At 51.2% G+C, this 25857-nt stretch carries 25 protein-coding genes and 1 pseudogene; 13 read left to right on the plus strand and 13 right to left on the minus strand.

The window, feature by feature from the left end; all coding sequences use genetic code 11:
• The first annotated feature begins 427 nt into the window (after nucleotides 1-427).
• The 3 genes from N7E69_RS07335 to cueP all read left to right on the plus strand — a co-directional run bounded on the left by N7E69_RS07335 (nucleotide 428) and on the right by cueP (nucleotide 1931).
• The gene (locus tag N7E69_RS07335; protein WP_000455790.1) at nucleotides 428-718 is read left to right on the plus strand and encodes an HTH-type transcriptional regulator; all 291 of its coding nucleotides are present in this window, start codon (nucleotides 428-430) and stop codon (nucleotides 716-718) included.
• Nucleotides 719-1005: 287 nt separating this feature from the next.
• Nucleotides 1006-1218 (plus strand): RNA chaperone/antiterminator CspA, encoded by a 213-nt coding sequence (gene cspA / locus N7E69_RS07340; protein WP_000014594.1) that lies wholly within the window; start codon nucleotides 1006-1008, stop codon nucleotides 1216-1218.
• A gap of 173 nt (nucleotides 1219-1391) precedes the next feature.
• Nucleotides 1392-1931: a copper-binding periplasmic metallochaperone CueP gene (gene cueP, locus N7E69_RS07345; RefSeq protein ID WP_000047147.1), complete on the plus strand. Its 540-nt coding sequence runs from the start codon at nucleotides 1392-1394 to the stop codon at nucleotides 1929-1931.
• A 370-nt stretch (nucleotides 1932-2301) separates the two neighbouring features.
• Here the strand turns inward: cueP and N7E69_RS07350 are convergent, their stop codons facing one another.
• From N7E69_RS07350 to N7E69_RS07380, 7 genes and pseudogenes are all read right to left on the minus strand, one after another.
• Entirely contained in the window at nucleotides 2302-2787 is a 486-nt protein-coding gene (locus N7E69_RS07350; RefSeq protein WP_000533909.1) for a GNAT family N-acetyltransferase, read from the minus strand.
• Complete coding sequence (locus tag N7E69_RS07355) at nucleotides 2775-3062, minus strand: DUF1778 domain-containing protein (protein WP_000965886.1); 288 nt, start codon at nucleotides 3060-3062, stop codon at nucleotides 2775-2777. Before N7E69_RS07355 ends, N7E69_RS07350 begins: the two co-directional genes overlap by 13 nt.
• Nucleotides 3063-3239: 177 nt before the next feature.
• Entirely contained in the window at nucleotides 3240-3707 is a 468-nt protein-coding gene (locus N7E69_RS07360; RefSeq protein ID WP_000702452.1) for a GNAT family N-acetyltransferase, read from the minus strand.
• A 216-nt stretch (nucleotides 3708-3923) separates the two neighbouring features.
• Nucleotides 3924-4277, minus strand: a pseudogene (locus N7E69_RS07365) (transposase); the annotation flags it as partial.
• A 389-nt stretch (nucleotides 4278-4666) separates the two neighbouring features.
• Nucleotides 4667-6736, minus strand: coding sequence for a glycine--tRNA ligase subunit beta (gene glyS / locus N7E69_RS07370; protein WP_001291741.1), 2070 nt, complete (start codon nucleotides 6734-6736; stop codon nucleotides 4667-4669).
• 9 nt (nucleotides 6737-6745) lie between these two features.
• Nucleotides 6746-7657, minus strand: a complete 912-nt coding sequence (glyQ, locus tag N7E69_RS07375; RefSeq protein WP_001168551.1) for a glycine--tRNA ligase subunit alpha — start codon at nucleotides 7655-7657, stop codon at nucleotides 6746-6748.
• Nucleotides 7658-7795: 138 nt separating this feature from the next.
• A complete protein-coding gene (locus N7E69_RS07380) occupies nucleotides 7796-8098 on the minus strand; it encodes a YsaB family lipoprotein (RefSeq protein ID WP_000605592.1) in 303 nt (100 codons plus the stop codon).
• Nucleotides 8099-8263: 165 nt separating this feature from the next.
• On the opposite strand from N7E69_RS07380, the gene N7E69_RS07385 reads away from it, so the two are divergent.
• Nucleotides 8264-9259: an acyltransferase gene (locus N7E69_RS07385; protein ID WP_001182581.1), complete on the plus strand. Its 996-nt coding sequence runs from the start codon at nucleotides 8264-8266 to the stop codon at nucleotides 9257-9259.
• 22 nt (nucleotides 9260-9281) lie between these two features.
• Here the strand turns inward: N7E69_RS07385 and N7E69_RS07390 are convergent, their stop codons facing one another.
• The 3 genes from N7E69_RS07390 to xylA form a co-directional block, all read right to left on the minus strand.
• Nucleotides 9282-9635, minus strand: coding sequence for a YiaA/YiaB family protein (locus tag N7E69_RS07390; protein ID WP_000340935.1), 354 nt, complete (start codon nucleotides 9633-9635; stop codon nucleotides 9282-9284).
• Between the two features lie 174 nt (nucleotides 9636-9809).
• The gene (xylB, locus tag N7E69_RS07395; protein WP_000275315.1) at nucleotides 9810-11264 is read right to left on the minus strand and encodes a xylulokinase; all 1455 of its coding nucleotides are present in this window, start codon (nucleotides 11262-11264) and stop codon (nucleotides 9810-9812) included.
• 99 nt (nucleotides 11265-11363) lie between these two features.
• Nucleotides 11364-12686, minus strand: a complete 1323-nt coding sequence (xylA, locus tag N7E69_RS07400) for a xylose isomerase (RefSeq protein WP_001149563.1) — start codon at nucleotides 12684-12686, stop codon at nucleotides 11364-11366.
• A 362-nt stretch (nucleotides 12687-13048) separates the two neighbouring features.
• On the opposite strand from xylA, the gene xylR reads away from it, so the two are divergent.
• Nucleotides 13049-14227 (plus strand): D-xylose utilization transcriptional activator XylR, encoded by a 1179-nt coding sequence (xylR, locus tag N7E69_RS07405; RefSeq protein WP_000459824.1) that lies wholly within the window; start codon nucleotides 13049-13051, stop codon nucleotides 14225-14227.
• A gap of 60 nt (nucleotides 14228-14287) precedes the next feature.
• On the opposite strand, the gene N7E69_RS07410 is transcribed toward xylR, so the two are convergent.
• Nucleotides 14288-15112, minus strand: coding sequence for a protein bax (locus N7E69_RS07410; RefSeq protein WP_001575119.1), 825 nt, complete (start codon nucleotides 15110-15112; stop codon nucleotides 14288-14290).
• Nucleotides 15113-15427: 315 nt separating this feature from the next.
• Between N7E69_RS07410 and N7E69_RS07415 the strand changes: the two genes are divergently transcribed.
• Together N7E69_RS07415 and avtA are read left to right on the plus strand one after the other, a co-directional pair.
• A complete protein-coding gene (locus N7E69_RS07415; protein WP_000761308.1) occupies nucleotides 15428-17455 on the plus strand; it encodes an alpha-amylase in 2028 nt (675 codons plus the stop codon).
• A 173-nt stretch (nucleotides 17456-17628) separates the two neighbouring features.
• On the plus strand, nucleotides 17629-18879 hold the full coding sequence (avtA, locus tag N7E69_RS07420) for a valine--pyruvate transaminase (protein ID WP_000144381.1): 1251 nt from the start codon (nucleotides 17629-17631) through the stop codon (nucleotides 18877-18879).
• Between the two features lie 36 nt (nucleotides 18880-18915).
• Here avtA and N7E69_RS07425 read toward each other — a convergent pair whose 3' ends face one another.
• Complete coding sequence (locus tag N7E69_RS07425) at nucleotides 18916-19389, minus strand: 4Fe-4S dicluster domain-containing protein (RefSeq protein ID WP_001078822.1); 474 nt, start codon at nucleotides 19387-19389, stop codon at nucleotides 18916-18918.
• A gap of 116 nt (nucleotides 19390-19505) precedes the next feature.
• Entirely contained in the window at nucleotides 19506-20306 is an 801-nt protein-coding gene (gene yiaJ, locus N7E69_RS07430) for an IclR family transcriptional regulator YiaJ (RefSeq protein WP_000081338.1), read from the minus strand.
• A gap of 229 nt (nucleotides 20307-20535) precedes the next feature.
• Between yiaJ and yiaK the strand changes: the two genes are divergently transcribed.
• The 6 genes from yiaK (at nucleotide 20536) to yiaO (ending at nucleotide 25856) form a co-directional block, all read left to right on the plus strand.
• Nucleotides 20536-21534: a 3-dehydro-L-gulonate 2-dehydrogenase gene (yiaK, locus tag N7E69_RS07435; protein WP_000869008.1), complete on the plus strand. Its 999-nt coding sequence runs from the start codon at nucleotides 20536-20538 to the stop codon at nucleotides 21532-21534.
• A gap of 11 nt (nucleotides 21535-21545) precedes the next feature.
• The gene (locus N7E69_RS07440; protein WP_000576102.1) at nucleotides 21546-22010 is read left to right on the plus strand and encodes a YhcH/YjgK/YiaL family protein; all 465 of its coding nucleotides are present in this window, start codon (nucleotides 21546-21548) and stop codon (nucleotides 22008-22010) included.
• A gap of 23 nt (nucleotides 22011-22033) precedes the next feature.
• Nucleotides 22034-22966, plus strand: a complete 933-nt coding sequence (locus N7E69_RS07445) for a DUF4862 family protein (protein WP_000794979.1) — start codon at nucleotides 22034-22036, stop codon at nucleotides 22964-22966.
• 138 nt (nucleotides 22967-23104) lie between these two features.
• A complete protein-coding gene (gene yiaM / locus N7E69_RS07450) occupies nucleotides 23105-23578 on the plus strand; it encodes a 2,3-diketo-L-gulonate TRAP transporter small permease YiaM (RefSeq protein ID WP_000832316.1) in 474 nt (157 codons plus the stop codon).
• A 2-nt stretch (nucleotides 23579-23580) separates the two neighbouring features.
• Nucleotides 23581-24858 (plus strand): 2,3-diketo-L-gulonate TRAP transporter large permease YiaN, encoded by a 1278-nt coding sequence (yiaN, locus tag N7E69_RS07455; protein WP_000301822.1) that lies wholly within the window; start codon nucleotides 23581-23583, stop codon nucleotides 24856-24858.
• Nucleotides 24859-24869: 11 nt separating this feature from the next.
• Nucleotides 24870-25856 (plus strand): 2,3-diketo-L-gulonate TRAP transporter substrate-binding protein YiaO, encoded by a 987-nt coding sequence (gene yiaO / locus N7E69_RS07460; RefSeq protein WP_000766337.1) that lies wholly within the window; start codon nucleotides 24870-24872, stop codon nucleotides 25854-25856.
• Nucleotide 25857 lies beyond the last annotated feature (1 nt).

Raw genomic sequence — 25857 nt, forward strand, 5'->3', positions numbered from 1 at the left:
CTTTCACCCAAAAATGCGCACAACGACACCTGCGTGCCTGACGGCTTACAAGGATAGTCCAGGTCAGGCTTGCAGGATACCCTTTCCACGCGATCTTGTAGCGGAAAATTATGTTTATCTGCATCAATGCTTAATTTGTTATTTTATTGTTAATTTTTGACCTGACACTGCGATAAAAAACGCGGCAAGAAAGCTTTCCAGCGGGGGATGTAATATTTTTTTAATCTTTACAATTATTTTCTGAAAGACGGATATACCTTCCTGGATCAAATTGTTAGCGTCCTAAAAGTCGCGTAGCGTAAGGCATCGAAACGAATCGATAGCGCTTCCTGGCGGCGCGTCGCCCCCCACCCGCAAGTTTCCCGACTATTCTTAAGAGGCTTCGATGCATTTCACGATCCCGCTGTGTGATTTACAGGAGTTCTCAATGGAATATAAAGATCCGATGTTTGAGCTGCTGAGCAGCCTGGAACAAATTGTTTTTAAAGATGAAACGCGAAAGATCACCCTGACGCAAAAACCCAATCCTTTTACCGAATTTGAACAGTTACGGAGAGGAACGGGACTAAAAACAGATGAATTCGCCAGAGCGCTGGGCGTAACGGTTGCCATGGTTCAGGAATGGGAATCGAAACGCGAAAAACCCACGCCAGCAGAGCTTAAATTGATGCGCCTGATACAGGCGAACCCACGCTTAAGTAAGCAATTGATGGAGTAATTTTTACCCCTTTCTGTTTTAACGGTCCTGCGCAAGGACCGTTTTCCCCGCCCGATTACTGGCCTGGAGAAATAAAGTAAAATAAAAGTTGCATCGCCCGGCATTACATGAGTTAATGTGCTCAACGGTTTGACGTACAGACCATTAAAGCAGTTTAGTAAGGCAAGTCCCTTCAAGAGTTATCCATTAGATACCCCTCGTAGTGCGCATTTCCTTAACGCTTAAAAAATCTGTAAAGCACGCCATAACGCCGAAAGGCACACTTATTTTTTAAAAGGTAATACACTATGTCCGGTAAAATGACTGGTATCGTAAAATGGTTCAACGCTGATAAAGGCTTCGGCTTTATTACTCCTGATGACGGTTCTAAAGACGTGTTCGTACACTTCTCCGCTATTCAGAACGATGGTTACAAATCTCTGGACGAAGGTCAGAAAGTTTCCTTCACCATCGAAAGCGGCGCTAAAGGCCCGGCAGCTGGCAACGTAACCAGCCTGTAAGCTTAAAAAGCTCAGAATTTTGAATCCCTGCCTGATGGCGGGGATTTTTTTTATTCCAATTCCCCCCTCTCCCCCAGCATAACTTTGCATTACTTTACCCTGCGTCCCTTTGACCTTTCCCTTAGGGGAACCCCTATAGTAGGCAAGGAGATTGTTCACAAGGAATTGAAGTTATGTCGAAATCATCATGGTTATTACTTTTGGGTTTATGCGCCAGCGGCTCCGCGCTTGCGGCATCCTCAGAATCCGCTTTTCTGGCGCAACATGGGCTGGCGGGAAAAACGGTTGAGCAGATCGTGGATACGATTGATCAGACGCCGCAGAGCCGTCCTTTGCCTTACTCCGCGTCGATTACCAGTACCGAGCTCAAATTATCTGACGGAGAGCAGATTTATACGCTGCCGTTAGGCGACAAATTCTATCTCTCTTTTGCGCCCTATGAATGGCGGACACACCCCTGTTTTAACCACAGCCTTTCCGGCTGTCAGGGAGAAATGCCGAATAAACCGTTCACTGTAAAAGTGACAGACAGTAAAGGCGCTGTCATCGTACAAAAAGAGATGCAAAGCTATCGAAACGGATTTATCGGTGTTTGGCTACCGCGCAATATGGAAGGGACGCTGGAAGTAAGCTACAACGGTAAAACGGCGTCACATGCCATTGCCACCAAAGATGACAGCCAGACCTGTCTGACGGAATTACCATTACGTTAAAAAATGCCCGATAACATAATGGGTTATCGGGCCTATAAAACGCCAACAAGATAAAATTAACAGAGTGCCTTGAGAATGCATAACGCCACAAGAATGGCGGAGGTGGGCTCACTTTGTACTGACCCCAAAAACCTGGACAGATTAACCGAGGCATCAGCGAAAGAGTCCATTTAATACATGGGCTCTTTTTTGTTTCTGGCTATAACTAAATAACATTGTCCGCAATCGAATTATCCATTCCGTTGCTTTCTTGCATCACGCGGATTCCTGTCTCATCAATATTTTGTTCGTCGTATTCTTCCTGAATTTAACCTTAGACGTTCTATCAAATTATCGCTTATAGCGATTTGAACATAACAGTCTTTGCATTCTATTGAGGGAGCCTAAGGAACAATGTTCGCTGCTGAGTTTGTGATGATTTGAAACCATGGTGAATGTAGAAATTTTTGGCTTCTTCGGTAAGTGCATGAACCATGATTGCACGTACACCAATATTCTCGGCAACCCGATAGCAACGAAGCACTGCATCATGAAGTAAATCAGCACCAAGCCCTTTTCCATGGAATGAGAGATCGACAGCAAGACGGGCAAGTATAATGACAGGGATGGGATCTGGCATGTTACGCCGAAGGTTGCCTGTCGCTTCTGTATGGTTGACGCTACCGGTGGCCAGAGAGTAAAAACCGGCTACTTGCTTCGTGTCTTTCTTGCACACCACAAATGTTCTGGCCGCTCCGAGAGCCTGGTTTTTGAGGCCCTTTTGCTTCAACCAGTCATCGAGCACAGCTTCACCGCTGACGAACTCAGCTACCTGATGAAAAGCGGACAAAGGTTCTGGTGCTGTTACACGTCCCACTGAGGTTTCCTTGCCAGCAGTTTTTCGATAACGGGATCATCTGCGACTGGTGCATCAAGCAGATTGATGAACTCCTCATATTGCTCATCGTTAAAGTTAAATACACGGCGGTCAAGGATCACTTTCTCGGCAGCCTGGCAGGCCGTTTCCAGAATGAAATCTGTACGTGACTTGTGAAGGATTTCCGCAGCTGCATCAATGAGCGCCCGCTGCGATTCCTTAGCTCTAAGGTTAAGTTGAACATCTGATTTCATGAGACACCCCTTGTATAGCATTTGCTTTACAAGAATAGCACAACCACCATGTATAGCAAACGGTATACATCAAGTCGTCGTTTTTCATTTTTTGAATACTGATGTTCGCTTTGTGCCAGAAGCGGAAATTGCTCATTGTAGCGGTTTACTGAGTTCAACAAGGCAAAAGAACAATGCTGCCTTTCTGCAGGCTGACTATTATTTCGCCAAACATTTCCTCATCAGAGCATTTTGTAATGTCACTCCACGGCAAATAGGAAAGCCTCGCTCCACTATATGAAAGCCGTGTCGTAGAAAGAACACTTCCGCAGCCTTACTTACATTTGAAGTAAGTTCACTAATTCCACGCTGTCTGGCTTCCTCATGAATGCAATTCATCAGTAGTGTCCCTACCCCCTGTCTTGAATAGGTTCCTGATACAAAGAAATGATCAATGTATCCATTTGGTTGAACATCTGCATATCCAGCTATTTCACCATCCAGCTCTACAACAAAAGGTTGTAATTCCTTAATGTGATTGGCCCATCGCTCCAGGTCGATATCTGCTGGGGCCCAGGCATCAATTTGTTCACGTGTGTAGTAGTGTGATGCGATCGTATGTACAGATGAGAAAAAAACTCTGAATAACGATATTTCATCCCCATTACTGAACCTTCTGATTTTCATAAAACCTCATTGTGAGAGTTACTTGTAGAACAATACTAATTTTTGTGAAATAGGGCGTCCGTTCCTCGCTCATAGCAGACATTTGCGTGACCGTATCCACCAACGTTCAGGTTTCCTGATAGCATCCCTGTACAGACCTTGTTAATTTCTGCCTGGATAGCTCTTTAGGCGCTATTCAACCGGGCTGAGTCCGTTAAATTTAAGGCTAATTCGTCAGGTATTGTAGTATCGTATGTAATCCTCAATAGCTATCTTAAGTTCATCAATATCCTTAAATTTACTGGTGTAAAAACTTTCTGATTTTAAAGTCCCGAAAAAACATTCTGCACAGGCATTATCAAGGCAGTTGCCTTTGCGGGACATACTTTGGATGATGCCAAACTCTCGTAACTGATACTGGTACCATCAATGACGGTATTGCCAGCCCTGATCTGAATGAAGAACCGGATTGGTACCCGCATCAAGTCTGGCAAATGCCTTCATGAGCATGTCATCGATCATCGGCATAGTTGGACGTTCTGAAATACTGCAGGAGATCGCTTCGTTATTGAAGAGATCAATAATGGGCGCAGTGCACTTTTGATTTATATACCCTTCATACTTCAAGTTGCTTATGTGTTGGCTACGCTCGCTCACCCCAGTCACATAGTTATCTATGCTCCTGGGGACTCACTCCCTTGCCGCCTTTAAGCAACTCGAATTATTTTGGGTATAGTCAGGTGGGGATTTTCTCTGTCTGCCTTTTGGTGAATACCTGAGACAAACAGTCTCAAGCACCCGCAGCTATTCTAACGCCAATATCCGTACCGCCAGCGTTAATGTATTCCTGAAATAATTCTTGCCAATCAATAGAGATAACCGCGTCTATGAGTTACAGAATTATTAGCGAATCAACTAATACTATTTATGTTATAAAAAAACCTGCCCGAGAGCAGGTTTTTGTTTATTTAACTGAACGCTTATTGCAGTAACGAAATATCCGCAACCTGCAGGAACAGTTCGCGTAGTTTCGACAACAGCGTCAGGCGGTTGATACGGATATCTTTCTCTTCCGCGTTAACCATGACATTTTCGAAGAATTCATCCACCGGAGCGCGCAGAGCAGCCAGCTCAATCAACGCTTCCTGATAACGACCATCGGCAAAGTACGGCTGAAGCTTATCACGCAGCACAACCAGATGTCTGGCCAACTCAATTTCCGCCGCTTCTTTCAGTACGGAGGCGTGGACGATATCGTTCAGCGGCTCAGTGGCTTTCGCCAGGATGTTGGAGACGCGCTTGTTCGCCGCCGCCAGCGCAGAGGCTTCTTCCAGGGTGCGGAAATGAGACACCGCCTTCATGCGGGCATCAAAATCTGCCGGACGGGTCGGACGACGCGCCAGTACCGCCTGGATAGTGTCGACGGTGTAACCTTCATCCTGATACCAGGCGCGGAAGCGACCCAGCATAAAATCGATCACATCATCGACTACGTTGGCATTGGTCAGCTTGTCGCCATACAGACGCACCGCTTCTTCGGTCAGCGTTTGCAGATCAAGAGCGAGGTTCTTCTCAACGATGATGCGCAGCACGCCCAGCGCGGCACGACGCAGCGCAAACGGGTCTTTGTCGCCTTTCGGATGCTGACCAATACCGAAGATACCCGCCAGAGTATCCATCTTATCGGCGATCGCCAGCGCGCAGGCCACCGGGTTAGACGGCAGGTCATCACCGGCAAAGCGTGGCTGATACTGTTCGTTCAGCGCCACGGCCACATCTTCCGCTTCACCATCATGGCGCGCGTAGTGCATCCCCATCACGCCCTGGGTGTCGGTGAACTCGAAGACCATGTTGGTCATCAGGTCGCACTTGGAGAGCAGGCCCGCACGAGTGGCGTGGTTGACGTCAGCGCCAATCTGACCGGCAATCCAGCCCGCCAGCGCCTGAATACGGTCGGTCTTGTCGCGCAGCGTGCCCAGCTGTTGCTGGAACAGCACGGTTTGTAGACGCGGCAGATGGTCTTCCAGACGTTTTTTACGGTCGGTATTGAAGAAGAATTCAGCATCTGCCAGACGCGGACGCACCACTTTCTCGTTACCGGAGATAATCTGGGTCGGATCTTTCGACTCGATGTTGGCGACGAAGATAAAGTTCGGCAGCAGCTTGCCCGCGTTGTCATAAACCGGGAAATACTTCTGGTCGCCCTTCATGGTGTACACCAGCGCTTCGGCAGGCACGGAGAGGAATTTCTCTTCGAATTTCGCCGTCAATACCACCGGCCATTCCACCAGCGAAGCTACTTCTTCCAGCAGGCTTTCGCTCAGGTCGGCATTACCGCCAATCTTACGTGCTGCTTCTTCAGCGTCCGCTTTGATTTTGGCTTTACGCGCTTCGTAGTCGGCAATGACTTTACCGCGCTCCAGCAGAATTTGCGGGTACTGGTCAGCATTGTCGATAGTGAACTCCGGCTCACCCATAAAGCGGTGGCCGCGAATGACGCGGTCAGACTGAATACCCAGAATAGTCGCCGGAATGACCTTATCGCCCAACAGCAGGGTCACGGTGTGCACCGGACGCACGAAGTGTACGTCAGACGCGCCCCAGCGCATCAGTTTCGGGATCGGTAGTTTCGCCAGCGAGGTGGCTACCATGTTCGGCACCAGCGCTTCGGTACTTTCGCCCTTCACGTGGGCACGATACAGCAGCCATTCGCCTTTGTCGGTCTTCAGACGCTCGGCCTGATCAACGGTGATCCCGCAGCCGCGCGCCCAGCCTTCTGCCGCTTTGCTCGGTTTGCCTTCGGCGTCAAACGCCTGAGCAATCGCCGGACCACGTTTTTCGACTTCGCGATCGGGCTGAGATTCAGCAAGATTCGCCACTTTCAGCGCCAGACGGCGCGGGGCGGCAAACCATTCAACGTTACCGTGCGCGAGGCCGGCGTTATCCAGCTCCGCAGTGAAGTTCGCAGCAAAGGACTCAGCCAAACTGCGCAGTGCTTTTGGTGGCAGCTCTTCAGTGCCGATTTCCACCAGAAAAGTTTTCTCAGACATGGCCGCCTCTTACTTGTCTTTGTTGCACATCGGGAAGCCGAGGGCTTCACGGGAAGCATAATAAGCCTCTGCCACTGCTTTGGTCAGGGTGCGAATACGCAAAATGTAGCGCTGACGTTCGGTGACGGAGATAGCTTTACGCGCATCCAGCAGGTTGAAGCTATGGGCGGCTTTCAGAATACGCTCGTAGGCCGGCAGCGGCAGCGGGTTTTCCAGCGCCAGCAGCTGCTGGGCTTCTTTTTCATACTGCTCGAAGCAGGTGAATAAGAAATCCACATCGGCGTATTCAAAGTTATAGGTGGATTGCTCCACTTCGTTTTGATGGAACACGTCGCCGTAGGTGGTTTTACCCAGCGGGCCATCGCTCCAGACCAGGTCGTAAACGCTGTCCACGCCCTGGATATACATCGCCAGACGTTCCAGACCGTAGGTGATTTCACCGGTCACCGGCTTGCACTCCAGGCCGCCGACCTGCTGGAAGTAGGTGAACTGCGTCACTTCCATGCCATTCAGCCACACTTCCCAGCCGAGTCCCCAGGCGCCCAGCGTCGGGTTTTCCCAGTTATCTTCCACGAAACGGATGTCGTGAATGGTCGGGTCCATACCCAGCTCTTTCAGAGAACCGAGGTACAGCTCCTGAATGTTGTCCGGAGACGGCTTAATCACTACCTGGAACTGATAGTAGTGCTGTAAGCGGTTCGGGTTTTCGCCGTAGCGGCCATCGGTCGGACGACGAGAAGGCTGCACATAGGCAGTCGCCATCGGCTCTGGCCCCAGCGCGCGCAGGCAGGTCATTGGATGAGAAGTTCCCGCGCCGACTTCCATGTCCAATGGTTGAACAATGGTGCAGCCCTGGCGAGCCCAGTAATCCTGTAAGGTCAGGATCAAGCCCTGGAAGGTCCTGGTATCAAACTTTTGCATATTATTTCGTGCTGGATACGTGTGGATTTAAAGGAAGGAGCCAGTATACCCGCTGGATGCGAGATATACAGTATGAAACCGGTTTGTTTAGCGAAAATTGCCGGATTTCGCGGCATCACACCTCACCAGGCGCGGCTTTTACCGCATAGAAAGATGTAAAAACTGCCCATCTGCATCAAAAGAGCAGACAAAACTCTCTTTACGGAAGGTATTACCCCGCATCTCATAGCTCCCCTGAAACTGTTCGAAACCGGTAACAGCAATTTTCTGTGCGCCAGTATTGTAACGCTGCGCCGCCTGAGCTTTACACAATGCTTCCATATCCAGCGTGCGTGTTGGGCTCACTTTACTCTGCTGGGCTTTTTGCGTCGGTGGCGGTGTCGCAGTGCATCCCACCAGAGCGATGGCTATCATCACAGTACAGAAATACTTCATTATCATTTTTATTACCGTCTGGTTTGCTGGTCAGTCTTATTATTAAGGTTTGTGGGTAACAGAAACATTGTGCGAATCTCCTTACGCCATCACAAGATGTAGCGTAGAAAGTCGGATTTTTCCAGTGAGCCACCGCGCTGGAACTCTATTCAAACGGAAGCTGAGGAACTGATGCAGCCTAAAATTAACTGGATTGATAACCTGCGAGGGATCGCCTGTTTAATGGTAGTGATGATCCATACTACAACGTGGTACATCACCAACGCCCACAGCGTCAGCCCGCTAAACTGGGATATTGCGAATGTCCTGAATTCGGCTTCGCGCGTTAGCGTTCCCCTGTTTTTTATGATTTCAGGCTATCTTTTTTTTGGCGAGCGCTGCGCGCAACCGCGGCATTTTTTACGTATCGCCCTGTGCCTTATCTTTTACAGCGTTGTCGCCCTGGCTTACATTTCACTTTTTACTTCGATCAACGTCGAGCTTTCGCTAAAAAATGTGCTGCAAAAACCCGTGTTTTACCACCTGTGGTTTTTCTTTGCGATTGCGGTGATCTACCTGGTATCGCCATTAATCCAGGTAAAAAACGTGAGCGGCAAAATGCTCCTGATGCTGATGGTGATCATTGGTATTATTGCTAACCCAAATACTGTGCCGCAAAAAATCGGCGGCGTTGAATGGTTGCCCATCAATCTGTATATCAGCGGCGACACGTTCTACTACATTCTCTACGGTATCCTGGGCCGCGCCATTGGCATGATGGAGACGCAAAAGCCATCGCTGACGCTTATCTGCGCTGCCCTGTTCATCATCGCGGTATTTGTTATTTCTCGCGGCACATTGCATGAATTACGCTGGCGCGGAAATTTTGCCGATACCTGGTATCTGTATTGCGGTCCCATGGTGTTTATTTGCGCCGTCTCACTGTTCACGGTAGTTAAAAATAAGCTGAATGCGCGGACGTTACCTGGACTAGGGCTTATCTCCCGCCACTCGTTGGGCATTTATGGTTTCCACGCACTGATTATCCATGCGCTACGTACTAATGGTCTGGAGTTAAAACGTTGGCCGCCGTTAGACATCGTGTGGGTTTTTGCCGCGACGGTGACAGGAAGCCTGCTACTTTCCATGCTGTTACAGCGTATTGATAAACGGAAATGGGTTAGCTAAACGACAATGATGGCTCCGGCCATCATTCATCATCACTGTAGGAAGCGTAAAGATCGGTTCCATATATACTGACCCCCAGCGCCACCAGACACAGTATTTTCAGCGCGCCCGCCAGCGCCAGGTTAAATACGCCGACCGCGACCATGCCGATGCCAAGCAACAGCAAAGATTTGCAACGAGAAAGCAAGCGGCCATTTCCCGTGTGTTCCTGGCGAATTAAGACTGGAAAACCACACATGACGATTGCCGCAAAAAAATATCCCTTTTCGCTTAATGTATGACAGCCTGGCCACAGTCCCACCAGGTATACCACTGCACCGACAACTAACATTCCCAGGCCGAATATCCGTTTCCTGCGCGCAACGTGATCGTCCATCTCACTCTCCTTGTGGTTGTGTGAGACACATTAAGCGAAGAAATAGCGATGAAAAAGGCGCCTGCCCAGCAATAATATAAAAATCAGAAAACACACATACTTACTTCGATATAATTCAATAGAATTAATATTTACGGGAAATGCCTTTCGGCCAAAACCGAAAGGCATTCTGACTTATGACATCAACGGCAACAGCTGCTGATAAAGTCGACGGAAGGTTTCACGACGTTGTTGATAAACCGCATGATGCTGCGCATCAGGATAATGCGCCTGCTCCAGCGGCAACTGCGGCAATACATCGGCGAGCGGAGTCTGTTTATTCACCGCAATTTGCGCCAGACGCGCCGCGCCCAGCGCTGGCCCTACATCGCCGCCAGTACGATAATCAAGCTGTAGCCCGCTAATATCAGATAGCATCTGACGCCAGTATTCGCTGCGCGCCCCGCCGCCGATAAGCGTCACGCTGGCGGGTTTGACGCCGCAGGCGTGAACCACATCCATACCGTCCGCCAGAGCATATCCCACGCCCTCCAGTACCGCCCGCGCCAGTTCCGCCGGGCCATGCTGATGGGTTAAACCAAAGAAAACGCCTTTTGCCTGCGGATTATTGTGCGGCGTGCGCTCGCCGGACAGGTACGGCAAAAACCAGATCGAATCGGCATGCTCATCCGCCTGCTGTGCGGCGGCAATCAGCGCCGGGACGTTCTCCTGCCCGGTGAGTTTAGCCGCCCAGTCCAGACAAGAGGCGGCGCTCAACATCACAGACATTAAATGCCAGCGTTCCGGCAGCGCATGGCAAAAACTGTGTACTGCGCTCTCCGGTTTACTCAGAAAGCCGTCGCTGACGGCAAAATAGACGCCCGATGTTCCGAGCGAGAGCATCGCCTGTCCGGCATCGATCATTCCTACGCCGACCGCGCCTGCCGCATTGTCGCCGCCGCCCGCCACCACGGGTACTGTTGGCATTCCCCATGCGCTGGCTACCTCCGGCAGCAACGTTCCGGTAATGTCACTACCTTCAAATAACGCTGGCATCTGCTGTCGGGTTAAATGACAGGCGTTGAGCATAACGTCGCTCCAGTCGCGCTTTTTCACGTCCAGCCACATCGTTCCCGCCGCATCCGACATATCGCTGGCAAAGACGCCTGTCATTCGCAGCCGCAGAAAATCTTTCGGCAGCAGAACCTTGTCTATCTGGTAGAAAATATCCGGTTCGTGGTGCTGCACCCAGACTAATTTGGGCGCGGTAAAACCGGGCATCATCAGATTACCGGTTATCGCACGCGACTGCGGCACCTGTTTTTCCAGCCAGGCGCACTCTTCGCTACAGCGTCCGTCATTCCATAAAATCGCTGGTCGCAGAACCTGCTGACGGCTATCAAGCAATGTCGCGCCATGCATTTGTCCGGCGATGCCCAACGCCCGAACGCCACTTAACGACTGTTGCCGACCTAAACCTTTAACCGCACGATCCGTCGCCTGCCACCACTGCTCTGGTTCCTGTTCCGACCATAAGGGATGCGGACGCGATACGGTCAGTTTTTCAGTATGCGTAGCCAGCACATCGCCCTGCTCATTCAACAGGATAGCTTTTACACCCGATGTACCAAGATCGATCCCGATATACATATTGTGGGTTCCTTTACTGAAAGCGCCCGGCAGCGCTACGCTTACCGGGCTAATCACGACTACAGGCCGGGCTAACGCGGAGTCGCCCGGTAGATAGGGTTATTTATCAAACAGATAACGGTTAACCAGATTTTCTAACAGCTCCTGATGACCGCTTTGATGTACTGGCGCCAGATTATGCTGCTCCGCATACTGCGCCAGTTCGCCTAAGGAGAGTTGTCCTTTCAGAATCTGCTGACCCAGCTCGCTATTCCAGCCGGCATAGCGCTTCGCCACGCGTTTATCCAGCTCGCCGTCTTCAACCATACGCGCGGCGATTTTCAGCGACAACGCCATCGTATCCATCGCGCCGATATGACCGTAGAACAGATCGTATTTATCGGTGCTCTGGCGACGAACTTTGGCGTCGAAGTTGAGACCGCCCGTCGTGAATCCGCCCGCTTTCAGGATTTCGTACATCACCAGCGCGTTCTCTTCAACGCTAATCGGGAACTGATCGGTATCCCAGCCCAGTTGCGCATCGCCGCGGTTGGCGTCAACGGAGCCAAAAATACCCAGCGCGATAGCGGTCGCGATTTCATGGTGGAACGAATGGCCCGCCAGCGTCGCGTGGTTCGCCTCAATGTTCACTTTGATCTCTTTTTCCAGGCCGAACTGTTTGAGGAAGCCATAGACCGTTGCAACGTCATAATCATACTGATGTTTTGTCGGTTCCTGCGGTTTCGGTTCAATCAGCAGCGTGCCCTGGAAGCCCATTTTATGTTTGTGCTCGACCACCATTTGCATAAAGCGGCCAATCTGTTCGCGTTCCTGGCGCAGATCGGTATTCAGCAACGTTTCATAACCTTCGCGCCCGCCCCACAGGACGTAATTTTCGCCGCCCAGTTTATGCGTGGCGTTCATTGCCGTAACCACTTGCGTCGCTGCCCAGCTAAAGACTTCCGGGTCCGGGTTAGTGGCGGCGCCTGCGCCATAGCGCGGGTTGGTAAAGCAGTTCGCCGTTCCCCACAGCAGTTTTACGCCGCTCTGCTCCTGTTTCGCCGCCAGCACATCCACCATCTGCGCGAAGTTGTTTTTATATTCTTTCAACGACGCGCCTTCCGGCGACACATCCACGTCATGGAAGCAATAAAAAGGCACATTCAGTTTGTGGAAAAATTCAAACGCCACGTCCGCTTTGCGTTTCGCCAGCTCCAGCGCTTCGCCCGGTTGCTGCCACGGACGATTAAACGCGCCTACACCAAACATATCCGCGCCGTTCCAGCAGAAGGTATGCCAGTAACAGGCCGCGAAACGCAGGTGATCTTCCATACGTTTACCTAAAACCAGCTCGTCGGGATTGTAATGACGAAATGCCAGCGGGTTAGTCGATTGAGGGCCTTCATAGCGAACACGATCGAGTTGGTCAAAATAAGCCTGCATAGTGAGCTCCATAATCAGATAAGACGGCAAGTAAACGACATAACGTCATACTGGAATTTCCTGATTTATTGCTCAATTACGTTATTTCACACCGCTATTAAGAGAATCCCCAAATGTGCTCTGGCTCTCAAAAAAACGCTGAAAACCACAGAAGAAAAAAGCGATCGCGATCGAATCCTGGCAAATAAACAAAAAACCGTAATATATAGATAAGAAATGACAATTGTCATCCGCCGTTTGCTGTGATGAATTTCGCATAACGTTTGAGGCGCAAAATAATTTGTCATCATTCGCCAGACCGTTATGTCAGCCGTTTTGATAGTATCCATGAGTCCAGGTTCACTTTTGCAGGATATATCCTCATGTTTGATAAACGTCACCGTATCACTCTGTTATTTAACGCGAATAAAGCCTATGACCGTCAGGTAGTGGAGGGGGTGGGTGAATATTTACAAGCCTCGCAATCCGAATGGGATATATTTATTGAGGAAGATTTCCGTGCCCGTATCGATAACATTAAAGAGTGGTTAGGCGACGGCGTTATTGCCGATTACGATGATGACGATATCGCGCAATTATTGGCCGATGTCGACGTACCCATTGTCGGGGTCGGCGGTTCTTACCATCTTGCTGAAAATTATCCCGCCGTTCATTACATCGCCACCGATAATCATGCGCTCGTTGAAAGCGCTTTCCTGCATTTAAAAGAAAAAGGCGTTAACCGCTTCGCGTTTTACGGTTTGCCCGACTCCAGCCGCAAACATTGGGCGGCGGAACGGGAATACGCCTTTCGCCAGCTGGTCGCCGAGGAAAAATACCGCGGCGTAGTCTATCAGGGGCTGGAAACCGCGCCGGAAAACTGGCAGCACGCGCAAAATCGCCTCGCCGACTGGCTTCAGACGCTGCCGCCGCAAACCGGCATCATTGCCGTAACGGATGCCCGCGCCCGTCACGTATTGCAGGCCTGTGAACACCTGCATATTCCGGTGCCGGAAAAACTTTGCGTTATCGGTATTGATAACGAAGAGTTAACCCGTTATCTGTCGCGCGTCGCGCTTTCCTCCGTCGCGCAGGGGGCGCGGCAAATGGGCTATCAGGCGGCGAAGCTGCTGCACCGTTTGCTGGCGCGCGAAGAGATGCCGTTACAGCGCATTCTGGTGCCGCCGGTGCGCGTCATTGCGCGCCGCTCGACAGACTATCGCTCCCTGACCGATCCGGCGGTTATCCAGGCGATGCACTTTATTCGTAACCATGCCTGTAAGGGCATTAAAGTCGAGCAAGTGCTGGACGCGGTTGGGATTTCACGTTCAAACCTGGAAAAACGTTTTAAGGAAGAAGTTGGCGAGACGATACATGCGCTGATCCACGCCGAAAAGCTGGAAAAAGCGCGTAGTTTGTTGATTTCCACCACGTTGGCGATAAACGAAATTTCGCAAATGTGCGGCTACCCGTCACTGCAATATTTCTATTCGGTGTTTAAAAAGGAGTACGTCACTACGCCTAAGGAGTATCGCGACCAGCATAGTGAAGCGTTGTTGTAGTTTATCCAGCCTACAGACGCCTTGTAAGCCGGATAGCGTAGCGCCATCCGGCACACAGAATTACATATGCGCGGCGATCAGACGCTGGTTGTCCTGGTACATCGCGAACAAGTAGTTGTTATAGCGCGACCCCTGGGTAGAGTAACCCTTCAGCTTATGAATCATCGCCGTGGCGGTGACTTCCTGATCCGCCTTACGCAGTTGGGCGCGCGACTTGCGGAAAGAGGAATAAGCCGGATGCGTGTTCAGGTTAGCGACATACGCGCTCACCGACTCCTCAACCGACGCGAATTGCGAGTAACCTTTCACCTTACCCGGCGTATTGGTACAACGCCCTTTCGTGCACTTCATGCCGAACAGGTTATTGTTGCTACGCGCCAGTTTAGAGGTTCCCCAGCCGCTTTCCGCCGCCGCCATCGTCGCCACCATGCTGGTTGGGATAATGTCGACGCGCTCCAGCAACGTATTCCACGGAATACGACGCGTGTTGCCGGACCAGCTCACTTTATAGCGCTTCGCGATATCTTTCATACGCGCGCGTTCAGACGGCGACCAGCGGTTCTGGTACTGTTTTGAGATCAGCCAATTACGGTCCGCGGTAATCGCGGCATTTTGGCTGGTGATGTAAGGCATAACGGTCCGGAGAAACGCTTTTTTTCTGGGGGTTCCGGAAGGGTATTTTCGCAAATCAGGAAGTGAACTGCTCTTTGCACTATTGCGAGAATACTCTTGTTTACTGCTAACCTGTTTATAACTTGTCTCAGTTATGTGGGACTTTTGACTCGTTTGTGTTGCGTGCGTCTTTGCCAGCACCTCACCCGAAAATGCGATGGTGAGTAACATAAGAATCATTGCCCCATATCGTCGCATGGGAGTCAATATCATTAGGTCTCCTGGTCGGATTGATACATTCCAACACCTTTTATTTTTCACGAAGTTGAGGTTTGAACCCCAAATTCTAGCAAAAATAGGCTTAAAAAGCACCTCAGGGAATAGTCTTAATCCGAAACTATGTCAACTATTAACGATAACAGGCAGCAATAATGCCAATAAAATGTGGTGCTTATCGCAAATAGAGGCGTTTTTTTGCGCCTCGTCGCTCACCCTCGCGCCTCCTCCTGCGCGACTCTCTGCTGAGGAGGAGTTCATTCGCCTAAAAACCAGGCAAGCTGATGAATATTGCCCACAAAGGATAGCGTGATGAAACTTGCCGCCTTCGCTCTGACGCTGATACCCGGTATCGCGATCGCCTCATCATGGACCTCACCCGGTTTTCCGACGTTCTCGACGCAGGAAACCGGGCGCTTTACCAGCCATGCTGCATTAACAAAAGGTACACGCGCGTTAACGCTCCATATTGACCAGCAGTGCTGGCAGCCCTCCGGCGCCATAAAACTCAACCAAATGTTGTCGTTAAAACCCTGCGAAGGCGCGCCACCGCAATGGCGTTTGTTTAAAGATGGCGACTATACGATAACGGTAGATACCCGCTCCGGTACGCCGACCCTGTTGTTATCGATAAAAACTGAACCTGAGCGCACCGCGCAGCTCGCCTACCAGTGTCCCGTCTGGGATGGTTCGCCGCTCACGCTGGATGTTCGCCAGACCTTTCCGGAAGGGACGGTAGTGCGCGATTATTACAGTGGTCAAACCGATACCGTCCAAAACGGGCAAATCACGCTGCAACCTGCCGACAGCCACGGGCTTTTATTGCTGGAACGCGCGGAAACCCATGCGTCAGCGCCTTTTAACTGGCGCAACGCCACCGTTTATTTTGTGCTTACGGATCGCTTTCGCAATGGCGATCCAACCAATGACCACAGCTATGGTCGCCATAAGGATGGTATGCAAGAGATTGGCACTTTCCACGGCGGCGATTTGCGTGGGTTGACGAGTAAACTGGACTATCTACAGCAATTAGGCGTGAGCGCCTTGTGGATAAGCTCGCCGTTTGAACAGATCCACGGCTGGGTCGGCGGCGGAGCAAAAGGCGATTTTCCTCATTACGCCTATCACGGCTATTACACTCAGGACTGGACGACGCTGGATGCCAATATGGGCAACGAAGCCGATCTCCGCGCGCTGGTCGACGGCGCGCACCAGCGCGGCATCCGTATTTTATTTGACGTAGTAATGAATCATGCCGGTTACGCTACGCTGGAGGATATGCAGGAGTATCAGTTTGGCGCGCTCTATTTATCCGGCGCGGAACGGCAAAAAATTCTCGGCGATCGCTGGACAAACTGGCGACCCGCCGCCGGACAAAGCTGGCACAGCTTTAACGACTACATCAACTTCAGCGACAGCGCCGCCTGGGAAAAATGGTGGGGGAAAAAGTGGATTCGTACCGATATTGGCGACTACGACAGTCCGGGATTTGACGATTTAACCCTGTCGCTGGCCTTCCTGCCGGATATAAAAACGGAATCTACCACGCCTTCCGGTCTACCCGCGTTCTATGCCAACAAACCCGATACTAAAGCAAAGTTCATTGAAGGCTATACGCCACGGGATTATCTGACTCACTGGTTAAGCCAGTGGGTGCATGATTACGGCATTGACGGGTTCCGGGTCGATACTGCCAAAAACGTTGAGCTTCCTGCCTGGCAACAGCTAAAAACCCAGGCCAGCGCGGCGTTACATGAATGGAAGCAGGCCAATCCGGACAAAGCGCTGGATGATAGCCCGTTCTGGATGACTGGCGAAGCGTGGGGCCACGGCGTCATGAAAAGTGATTATTATCGCTATGGTTTCGACGCGATGATCAATTTTGATTATCAGGAGCAGGCGGCGAAAGCGGTCGATTGCCTGGCGGAAATGGGGCCAGTCTGGCAGCAGATGGCGGATAAAATGCAGGATTTCAACGTATTAAGTTACCTCTCCTCGCATGATACGCGCCTTTTCCGTGAGGGCGGTGATAAGGCGGCGGAACTGCTGCTGCTTTCGCCAGGCGCGGTGCAGATCTTTTACGGCGATGAATCCGCTCGTCCCTTCGGCCCCACCGGCTCCGACCCGCTGCAAGGCACCCGTTCAGATATGAACTGGCAGGACGTGAGCGGAAAGTCAGCCGCAGCCGTCGCGCACTGGCAGCGTATTAGCCAGTTCCGCGCCAGACATCCCGCCATCGGCGCAGGCCAACAAACCACGCTGACGCTAAAACACGGGTACGGTTTTGTACGCCAGTACGGCGACGATACGGTGATGGTCGTCTGGGCGGGCCGCCGCTAATCGTGGCGCTACCGGTCTCCTCGCGTACCGGTAGCCCCTTCAAAATAAAAAACTAACCTGATAAAAATTTGTAGCATAAAACATCAATACTACCGCCTGACCCCCATTTGCGCCCCGCCATTTGTAGCGTTATGGTTATCCACTTTGACAGACAGTTCGATAGATCACCCGTTATGACATTTTCACTTTTCGGCGATAAATTTACCCGCCATTCAGGCATTACCCGCCTGATGGAGGATCTCAACGACGGCTTACGCACGCCAGGCGCCATCATGCTTGGCGGCGGTAACCCGGCACACATCCCTGCAATGCAGGATTATTTCCAGACGCTACTGACAGATATGGTAGAAAGCGGCAAAGCCGCTGATGCGCTTTGTAATTATGACGGTCCCCAGGGAAAAACGGCGCTACTGAATGCACTGGCCGTACTGCTACGTGAAACGCTGGGATGGGATATCGAACCACAGAATATTGCGCTGACAAATGGCAGTCAGAGCGCGTTTTTCTACTTATTTAATCTCTTCGCCGGACGTCGCGCCGACGGCAGTACGAAAAAGGTACTATTCCCGCTTGCGCCGGAATACATCGGCTATGCAGATTCCGGTCTGGAAGACGACCTCTTCGTTTCGGCGCGCCCGAATATTGAGCTGCTGCCGGAAGGCCAGTTTAAGTATCACGTCGATTTTGAGCATCTGCACATCGGCGAAGAAACGGGGATGATTTGCGTCTCGCGCCCGACCAACCCAACCGGTAACGTTATCACCGACGAAGAGCTGATGAAGCTGGACAGACTGGCGAATCAGCACAACATCCCACTGGTGATTGATAACGCTTACGGTGTACCGTTTCCGGGCATTATCTTTAGCGAGGCGCGCCCGCTGTGGAACCCCAATATTATCCTATGCATGAGCCTCTCGAAGCTGGGGCTGCCCGGTTCCCGCTGCGGGATTATCATCGCCAATGATAAGACGATTACCGCCATTGCCAACATGAACGGCATCATCAGCCTTGCGCCCGGGGGCATGGGCCCGGCGATGATGTGCGAAATGATTAAGCGTAACGATCTGCTGCGGCTGTCGGAAACGGTTATCAAACCTTTCTACTATCAGCGCGTTCAACAGACGATCGCGATCATTCGTCGCTATTTATCCGAAGAACGCTGCCTGATTCATAAACCGGAAGGCGCAATATTTTTGTGGCTGTGGTTTAAAGATCTGCCGATTACCACCGAGCTACTCTATCAACGCTTGAAAGCGCGCGGCGTGCTGATGGTGCCAGGCCACTATTTCTTTCCCGGACTGGATAAACCCTGGCCGCACACACACCAGTGTATGCGGATGAACTACGTGCCTGAACCGGACAAAATCGAGGCGGGCGTAAAAATTCTGGCAGAAGAGATTGAACGCGCCTGGCGTGAAGGCTGACGGTTATTCCGGTCATCATGCAGGCCGGAACGACGTTCAGAAAGGTTGAGAATAGAGGCGCTGGCGCTGCACATTTGTTGCGTCAACGCACTGTAACGCACTGGTCGGGCAGGCTTCCACGCACGCCGGCCCCGCTTCCCGATGCCAGCAAAGATCGCATTTAATCGCCTGCGCGCCTGACGCGGACGCCACCACAGTCATCGCGCCAAACGGGCAAGCCAGCATACAGCTTTTACAACCAATGCAGCGCGATGACGTCACGAAGATATGCCCCCGATCACGGCGAATCGCCTGTACCGGGCAGACATTCGCGCACGGCGCGTCCTCACACTGATGGCAGACCGTGGCCGTGGTGAAGCTATCCTCTTTTATCACCCGGATACGCGGCACAAAGTCCGCCGTCGTCACCGCCGCGCTATTCTGCTGTTCCTGGTGCGACACCACGCAGGCGACCTCGCAGGTACGACACCCGATACACGCCGACGCATCCGCCATAATAAACCGGTTCATTGTTCTCCCCCTGCGTTAAAACGCCAGAATGCCAGAGAGCCATTCCCCGCCGCTTTGATCCCACTACGCAAACGGACAAATTTTGTCAGATGCCTGATAAAACCTGGCGAGCTGTCTTATTCGCGAACGGTAAATCCCAGCTCATTAGAGATAGCCTGTGCGGTTTCACGCAACGGTTTGAGCAGATTTTTCTCGCCGATCTGTTTTAGCCGTGACGTCGACAGTGAAATAGAAATGGCGTAAGGCACTCGATGGTGAATATCAAACACAGGCACAGCAATACAGGAAACGCCTAGTTCATTTTCTTCGCGATCCATCGCCATGCTGGTTTCACGAATTTGCGCCAGCTCATCGTACATTGCTGGTAAATCGGTAATGGTATTACGAGTCAGCGGCTGGATCTGATCTTTATGGCTTTCCCAGTAAGACGCCACATAATCCGGCTGACCAAACGCCATATAAATTTTCCCCATCGCCGAGCAGTACAGCGGCATATGCTGGCCAATGTAGGCACGCGTGCGCAGCATACCGGTGGTCGGTTCCAGCTTATAAATCAGGATAGCGTGGTCATCTTCACGGCTGGAAAAATTCACCGTCTCGCCGGTGGCCAGGTTGAGCGCCTCAAGGTGCGGTGCCGCAACGTGGATGATATTCAGCGATGACAGGGCTTTTTGGCCGACGGCAATAAACTTTGTCGTCAGACGGTAGCTTCCGGCCGCCGGCGCTGGCGTCACGTATCCGCAGGATTGAAGCCCCTGCAACAAACGATGGACGGTACTCTTGTTCAACCCCGCCAGCTCCGACAGGTGCGCCAGTGGGCAACCGTTCGGGTAGTTACTCAAAATTTCTATCAACATCAGGCCACGAAACAGGCTCTGACTCCCCGCAGGCTTCTCTTTATCGTTGTTCTGGCTCATCAGAAAACTCTCTCCTTTCTTGGGCGATCAGATGGTAGCTCAAAGTGTGTTGCAGTTCACGATATCAGCATAAAAAACATAACCCGATGATTTTAATCGTTTTTAAAAAGCTTCTCTGGCGTTGCCATGTCAATTTTTGATCTATATATTTGGAACTAAATTTCGCATTATGAAATTTATCGACAAAAAAACATACTAAAATTTCTAACAATCGACCAGGAGAACAGGGATGAAAGTAACTTTCGAAGAGTTAAAAGGGGCCTTCTACCGCGTCTTGCGGTCGCGGAATATTGCGGAAGATACCGCCGACGCCTGCGCGGAAATGTTCGCTCGCACCACCGAGTCCGGTGTCTATTCCCACGGCGTGAACCGCTTTCCCCGCTTCATCCAGCAACTGGATAACGGCGACATTATTCCTGATGCTAAACCGCAGCGAGTTACCAGCCTCGGCGCCATCGAACAGTGGGATGCTCAGCGCGCTATCGGCAACCTGACGGCGAAAAAGATGATGGACCGGGCCATCGAGCTGGCTTCCGATCATGGTATTGGCCTGGTGGCGTTACGTAATGCTAACCACTGGATGCGCGGCGGCAGCTACGGCTGGCAGGCGGCGGAAAAAGGCTATATCGGCATTTGCTGGACCAACTCCATCGCCGTCATGCCGCCGTGGGGGGCGAAAGAGTGCCGTATCGGTACCAATCCGCTGATCGTCGCTATCCCTTCCACGCCGATCACGATGGTGGATATGTCGATGTCGATGTTCTCCTACGGAATGTTAGAAGTTAACCGTCTGGCGGGCCGCGAACTGCCGGTGGATGGCGGTTTCGACGATAACGGTCAGTTGACCAAAGAACCGGGCGTTATCGAGAAAAATCGCCGCATTTTACCAATGGGTTACTGGAAAGGATCTGGTCTGTCGATTGTGCTGGACATGATTGCCACCCTGCTTTCCAACGGCTCTTCCGTTGCCGAAGTGACCCAGGAAAACAGCGATGAGTATGGCGTCTCACAGATTTTCATCGCCATAGAAGTGGATAAGCTGATCGATGGCGCAACCCGCGATGCCAAACTGCAGCGGATTATGGATTTCATCACCACTGCTGAACGCGCCGACGACAACGTCGCGATTCGGCTGCCCGGCCACGAATTTACCAAATTGCTGGATGACAACCGCCGTCACGGTATCACCATTGACGACAGCGTCTGGGCCAAAATTCAGGCGCTGTAAGGAGCCACATCATGATTTTTGGACATATTGCGCAGCCTAATCCGTGCCGGCTACCGTCGGCCATAGAGCAGGCGCTCGATTTCCTGCGCAATACGGACTTTCGCACGCTGGAACCTGGCGTAGTGGAAATCGACGGCAAAAATATCTTCGCGCAGATTATCGATATGACCACCCGCGATGCTGCTGAAAATCGTCCGGAAGTCCATCGCCGCTATCTGGATATTCAGTTTCTGGCATGGGGCGAAGAGACAATTGGGGTTGCCATTGATACCGGTAATAATCAAATCAGCGAGTCATTATTAGAACAGCGCGATATTATTTTTTATCACGACAGTGAACATGAATCATTCATTGAAATGATACCGGGAAGTTATGCCCTGTTTTTCCCGCAGGATGTTCATCGTCCCGGTTGTAATAAAAGCATTGCTACGCCGATACGGAAAATAGTCGTAAAAGTCGCCATAGACGTTTTATAAAATAGAGTTTACTGGAGCACAAAATGAAAAATAATACCGGTTATATTATCGGTGCGTACCCTTGTGCACCCTCATTTCACCAGAAGAGTGAAGAGGAAGAGACGGAATTCTGGCGGCAACTCTCTGATACTCCGGATATCCGGGGGCTGGAGCAGCCTTGTCTTGAACATCTTCACCCGCTCGGCGACGAGTGGTTATTGCGCCATACACCAGGGAACTGGCAAATCGTGGTCACCGCGATAATGGAAACCATGCGCCGCCGTAGCGAAAACGGCGGTTTTGGATTAGCGTCCAGTGACGAGGAACAGCGTAAAGCCTGCGTGGAGTACTATCGTCATCTGCATCAGAAGATCAATAAAATCAATGGGAACAATACCGGCAAAGTCATAGCCCTTGAGCTTCATGCCGCCCCGCTGGGGGGCAATCCGAACGTGGCGCAGGCAACCGACGCCTTTGCGCGCTCATTAAAAGAGATTGCCAACTGGGACTGGTCCTGCGACCTGGTGCTTGAACACTGCGACGCGATGACCGGCCCCGCACCGCGCAAAGGATTCTTACCGTTAGTAAACGTACTGGAAACTATTGCCGACTATGACATAAGCGTCTGCATTAACTGGGCGCGCTCGGCTATTGAAGGGCGGGATACCTCTCTACCGCTGATCCATACGCAGCAGGCCAAACAGGCTGGAAAACTCGGGGCACTGATGTTCTCCGGTACAACGCTGGATGGAGAATACGGCGAATGGCAGGACCTCCATGCTCCGTTTGCACCTTTCTGTCCACAAAGCCTGATGACGGAGAAACATGTTCAAGAACTCATTACCGCCGCCGCTCCCGAACTGTTGCAGTTTACCGGTATTAAATTGTTGGAAATCAATGCCAGTGCCGATATTAATCACCGCATAAATATATTACGCGATGGTATTAACATAATGAAAAAGGCCACACGCCGCTAACCTGAATTAAACATCATCACCTTAATTCTCGGCCTGCAACTCAACGTTGCGCCGACCTAATATAAACCAAACATAAGAAATTAAGTTCCACTATTCAGCATCGAAAGAGATAAGTTTCTATAACCTGATGGAGTCGTTATGAAGCGGGTACTTGAGGGCATACTTGCGGTATTAATTGCCGTACTTTCCTGCATTGTATTTATTAACGTTATTTTACGTTACGGTTTTGAGAGCAGTATTTTGTCGGTAGATGAACTATCACGTTATCTATTTGTATGGCTGACGTTTATTGGCGCCATCGTTGCATTTATGGATAACGCTCACGTTCAGGTCACTTTTGTGGTGGAAAAACTTTCGCCAGCGAATCAGCGTCGACTCTCGCTGCTGACACATTCGCTGATTTTATTGTTATGCCTCGCATTAGGCTGGGGCAGCCTGCAAAAAGCGTTGCAGGACTGGAGCGATCACTCGCCAATCCTCGGTTTACCGATCGGCCTGATGTATATCGCCTGTCTGCCCACAAGCGTTGCCATCGCGTTAATCGAGCTGCGTCGGCTTTATCACTTAATAACGCGTAACGATTCCTTTCAACAACCACAGCAAGGAGCCTAATCATGGCCGTGGTGATATTTCTCTGCTGCCTGCTCGGCGGGATCGCGATAGGTTTACCCATCGCCTGGTCGCTGCTGCTTTGCGGCGCTGCTCTGATGGCATACCTGGATATGTTTGACGTGCAGATTATGGCGCAAACCCTGGTTAACGGCGCGGACAGTTTCTCCCTGCTGGCTATTCCCTTTTTTGTTTTGGCCGGTGAAATCATGAACGCGGGCGGCCTGTCAAAGCGAATTGTCGACCTGCCGATGAAGCTGGTCGGCCATAAACCCGGCGGCCTGGGCTACGTGGGCGTTATTGCGGCAATGATTATGGCCAGCCTTTCCGGCTCTGCGGTAGCAGATACCGCTGCGGTCGCCGCGCTGCTGGTGCCGATGATGCGCTCCGCAAACTACCCGATCAACCGCTCCGTTGGGTTAATCGCTTCCGGCGGGATCATTGCGCCAATTATTCCACCCTCGATTCCTTTTATTATCTTCGGCGTTTCCAGCGGCTTGTCGATCAGCAAGCTGTTTATGGCCGGGATCGCACCGGGCATCATGATGGGCGCGGCGCTTATGCTCACCTGGTGGTGGCAGGCCGGGCGATTAAATCTCCCTTCTCAGCCTAAAGCAACACCGCGTGAAATCTGGCAATCATTGGTTTCAGGTATCTGGGCGCTGTTTTTACCGGTGATTATTATCGGCGGCTTCCGTTCCGGACTTTTCACGCCAACGGAGGCAGGGGCGGTTGCCGCGTTTTACGCCCTCTTTGTCGCCGTTGTTATCTATCGGGAATTAACGTTTTCCAGTCTCTACCACGTGCTGGTCAATGCCGCCAAAACGACGTCAGTCGTCATGTTTCTGGTGGCCGCGGCCCAGGTATCCGCCTGGCTGATTACGATCGCGGAATTACCCATGATGGTGTCAGATTTGCTGCAGCCGCTGGTCGACTCTCCGCGACTCTTATTTATCGTCATTATGATCTCAATTATGGTCGTCGGTATGGTGATGGATTTAACGCCAACGGTGTTAATTCTTACCCCTGTATTATTGCCATTAGTTAAAGAAGCCAATATTGACCCGATTTATTTCGGCGTCATGTTCATTATTAACTGCTCTATTGGATTAATCACACCGCCCGTTGGCAACGTCCTCAACGTTATTTCCGGGGTAGCAAAATTGAAATTTGATGACGCGGTAAGAGGCGTATTCCCTTACGTTGTCGTACTGATGTCGCTGCTGGTTTTATTTATTTTTATTCCCGAGCTAATTATCACACCGCTTAAATGGATTAATTAAAGGATAATATTATGAAATTACACGTTATTGCTCGTTCATTATTGATAGCTGGTCTGACGGTTTTCAGCGTGTCGTCTCTGGCGGCGCAATCTTTACGTTTTGGTTATGAAACACCGCAAACTGACTCCCAACATATTGCCGCGAAAAAATTTAACGAATTATTAAAAGAAAAAACTAACGGCGAATTAACGCTAAAACTCTTTCCTGACAGCACATTAGGTAACGCCCAGGCAATGATCAGCGGGGTGCGCGGCGGAACTATTGATATGGAAATGTCCGGTTCGAACAATTTCACCGGCCTGGCCCCTGTATTCAACTTACTTGATGTCCCCTTCCTGTTTCGCGATACCGCGCATGCGCATAAAACGCTCGACGGCAAAGTCGGCGATGAACTGAAAAAATCACTCGATTCAAAAGGGTTAAAAGTGCTGGCCTACTGGGAAAACGGCTGGCGCGACGTCACCAACTCCCGCGCGCCGGTAAAAACGCCGGGCGATTTGAAAGGCTTAAAAATCCGCACTAACAACAGCCCAATGAATATCGCGGCCTTTAAAATCTTCGGCGCGAACCCTATTCCGATGCCGTTCTCCGAAGTCTATACCGGCCTCGAAACCCGTACGATTGATGCCCAAGAACACCCTATCAACGTCGTGTGGTCAGCGAAATTCTATGAGGTACAGAAATACCTCTCCCTCACTCATCACGCCTATTCGCCTCTGCTGCTGGTGATCAATAAAGCCAAATTCGACGCTTTAAGCCCGCAGTTCCAGGAGGCACTGCTGAGTTCCGCCAAAGAAGCGGGTGACTATCAGCGCAAACTGGTCGCCGAAGATCAGCAAAAAATTATCGATGGCATGAAAGAAGCCGGAGTTGAAGTCCTGACCGATATCGACCGTAAAGCCTTCAGCGATGCGCTGGGCAGCCAGGTGCGCGATATGTTCCTGAAAGACAACCCGCAGGGCGCCGATCTCCTGAAAGCCGTGGACGAGGTGCAATAAG

The organism is Salmonella sp. 3C, assembly GCF_025426275.1.
GTDB classification, from domain to species: domain Bacteria; phylum Pseudomonadota; class Gammaproteobacteria; order Enterobacterales; family Enterobacteriaceae; genus Salmonella; species Salmonella enterica.

Excerpts from the sequence above, each read along its gene's own strand:
- N7E69_RS07335 (WP_000455790.1), top strand. The coding sequence starts at position 428 with ATGGAATATAAAGATCCGATGTTTGAGCTGCTGAGCAGCCTGGAACAA.
- cspA (WP_000014594.1), top strand. The coding sequence starts at position 1,006 with ATGTCCGGTAAAATGACTGGTATCGTAAAATGGTTCAACGCTGATAAA.
- cueP (WP_000047147.1), top strand. The coding sequence starts at position 1,392 with ATGTCGAAATCATCATGGTTATTACTTTTGGGTTTATGCGCCAGCGGC.
- N7E69_RS07355 (WP_000965886.1), bottom strand. The coding sequence starts at position 3,062 with ATGCTATACAAGGGGTGTCTCATGAAATCAGATGTTCAACTTAACCTT.
- N7E69_RS07360 (WP_000702452.1), bottom strand. The coding sequence starts at position 3,707 with ATGAAAATCAGAAGGTTCAGTAATGGGGATGAAATATCGTTATTCAGA.
- glyS (WP_001291741.1), bottom strand. The coding sequence starts at position 6,736 with ATGTCTGAGAAAACTTTTCTGGTGGAAATCGGCACTGAAGAGCTGCCA.
- glyQ (WP_001168551.1), bottom strand. The coding sequence starts at position 7,657 with ATGCAAAAGTTTGATACCAGGACCTTCCAGGGCTTGATCCTGACCTTA.
- N7E69_RS07380 (WP_000605592.1), bottom strand. The coding sequence starts at position 8,098 with ATGATAATGAAGTATTTCTGTACTGTGATGATAGCCATCGCTCTGGTG.
- N7E69_RS07385 (WP_001182581.1), top strand. The coding sequence starts at position 8,264 with ATGCAGCCTAAAATTAACTGGATTGATAACCTGCGAGGGATCGCCTGT.
- N7E69_RS07390 (WP_000340935.1), bottom strand. The coding sequence starts at position 9,635 with ATGGACGATCACGTTGCGCGCAGGAAACGGATATTCGGCCTGGGAATG.
- xylB (WP_000275315.1), bottom strand. The coding sequence starts at position 11,264 with ATGTATATCGGGATCGATCTTGGTACATCGGGTGTAAAAGCTATCCTG.
- xylA (WP_001149563.1), bottom strand. The coding sequence starts at position 12,686 with ATGCAGGCTTATTTTGACCAACTCGATCGTGTTCGCTATGAAGGCCCT.
- xylR (WP_000459824.1), top strand. The coding sequence starts at position 13,049 with ATGTTTGATAAACGTCACCGTATCACTCTGTTATTTAACGCGAATAAA.
- N7E69_RS07410 (WP_001575119.1), bottom strand. The coding sequence starts at position 15,112 with ATGATATTGACTCCCATGCGACGATATGGGGCAATGATTCTTATGTTA.
- N7E69_RS07415 (WP_000761308.1), top strand. The coding sequence starts at position 15,428 with ATGAAACTTGCCGCCTTCGCTCTGACGCTGATACCCGGTATCGCGATC.
- avtA (WP_000144381.1), top strand. The coding sequence starts at position 17,629 with ATGACATTTTCACTTTTCGGCGATAAATTTACCCGCCATTCAGGCATT.
- N7E69_RS07425 (WP_001078822.1), bottom strand. The coding sequence starts at position 19,389 with ATGAACCGGTTTATTATGGCGGATGCGTCGGCGTGTATCGGGTGTCGT.
- yiaJ (WP_000081338.1), bottom strand. The coding sequence starts at position 20,306 with ATGAGCCAGAACAACGATAAAGAGAAGCCTGCGGGGAGTCAGAGCCTG.
- yiaK (WP_000869008.1), top strand. The coding sequence starts at position 20,536 with ATGAAAGTAACTTTCGAAGAGTTAAAAGGGGCCTTCTACCGCGTCTTG.
- N7E69_RS07440 (WP_000576102.1), top strand. The coding sequence starts at position 21,546 with ATGATTTTTGGACATATTGCGCAGCCTAATCCGTGCCGGCTACCGTCG.
- N7E69_RS07445 (WP_000794979.1), top strand. The coding sequence starts at position 22,034 with ATGAAAAATAATACCGGTTATATTATCGGTGCGTACCCTTGTGCACCC.
- yiaM (WP_000832316.1), top strand. The coding sequence starts at position 23,105 with ATGAAGCGGGTACTTGAGGGCATACTTGCGGTATTAATTGCCGTACTT.
- yiaN (WP_000301822.1), top strand. The coding sequence starts at position 23,581 with ATGGCCGTGGTGATATTTCTCTGCTGCCTGCTCGGCGGGATCGCGATA.
- yiaO (WP_000766337.1), top strand. The coding sequence starts at position 24,870 with ATGAAATTACACGTTATTGCTCGTTCATTATTGATAGCTGGTCTGACG.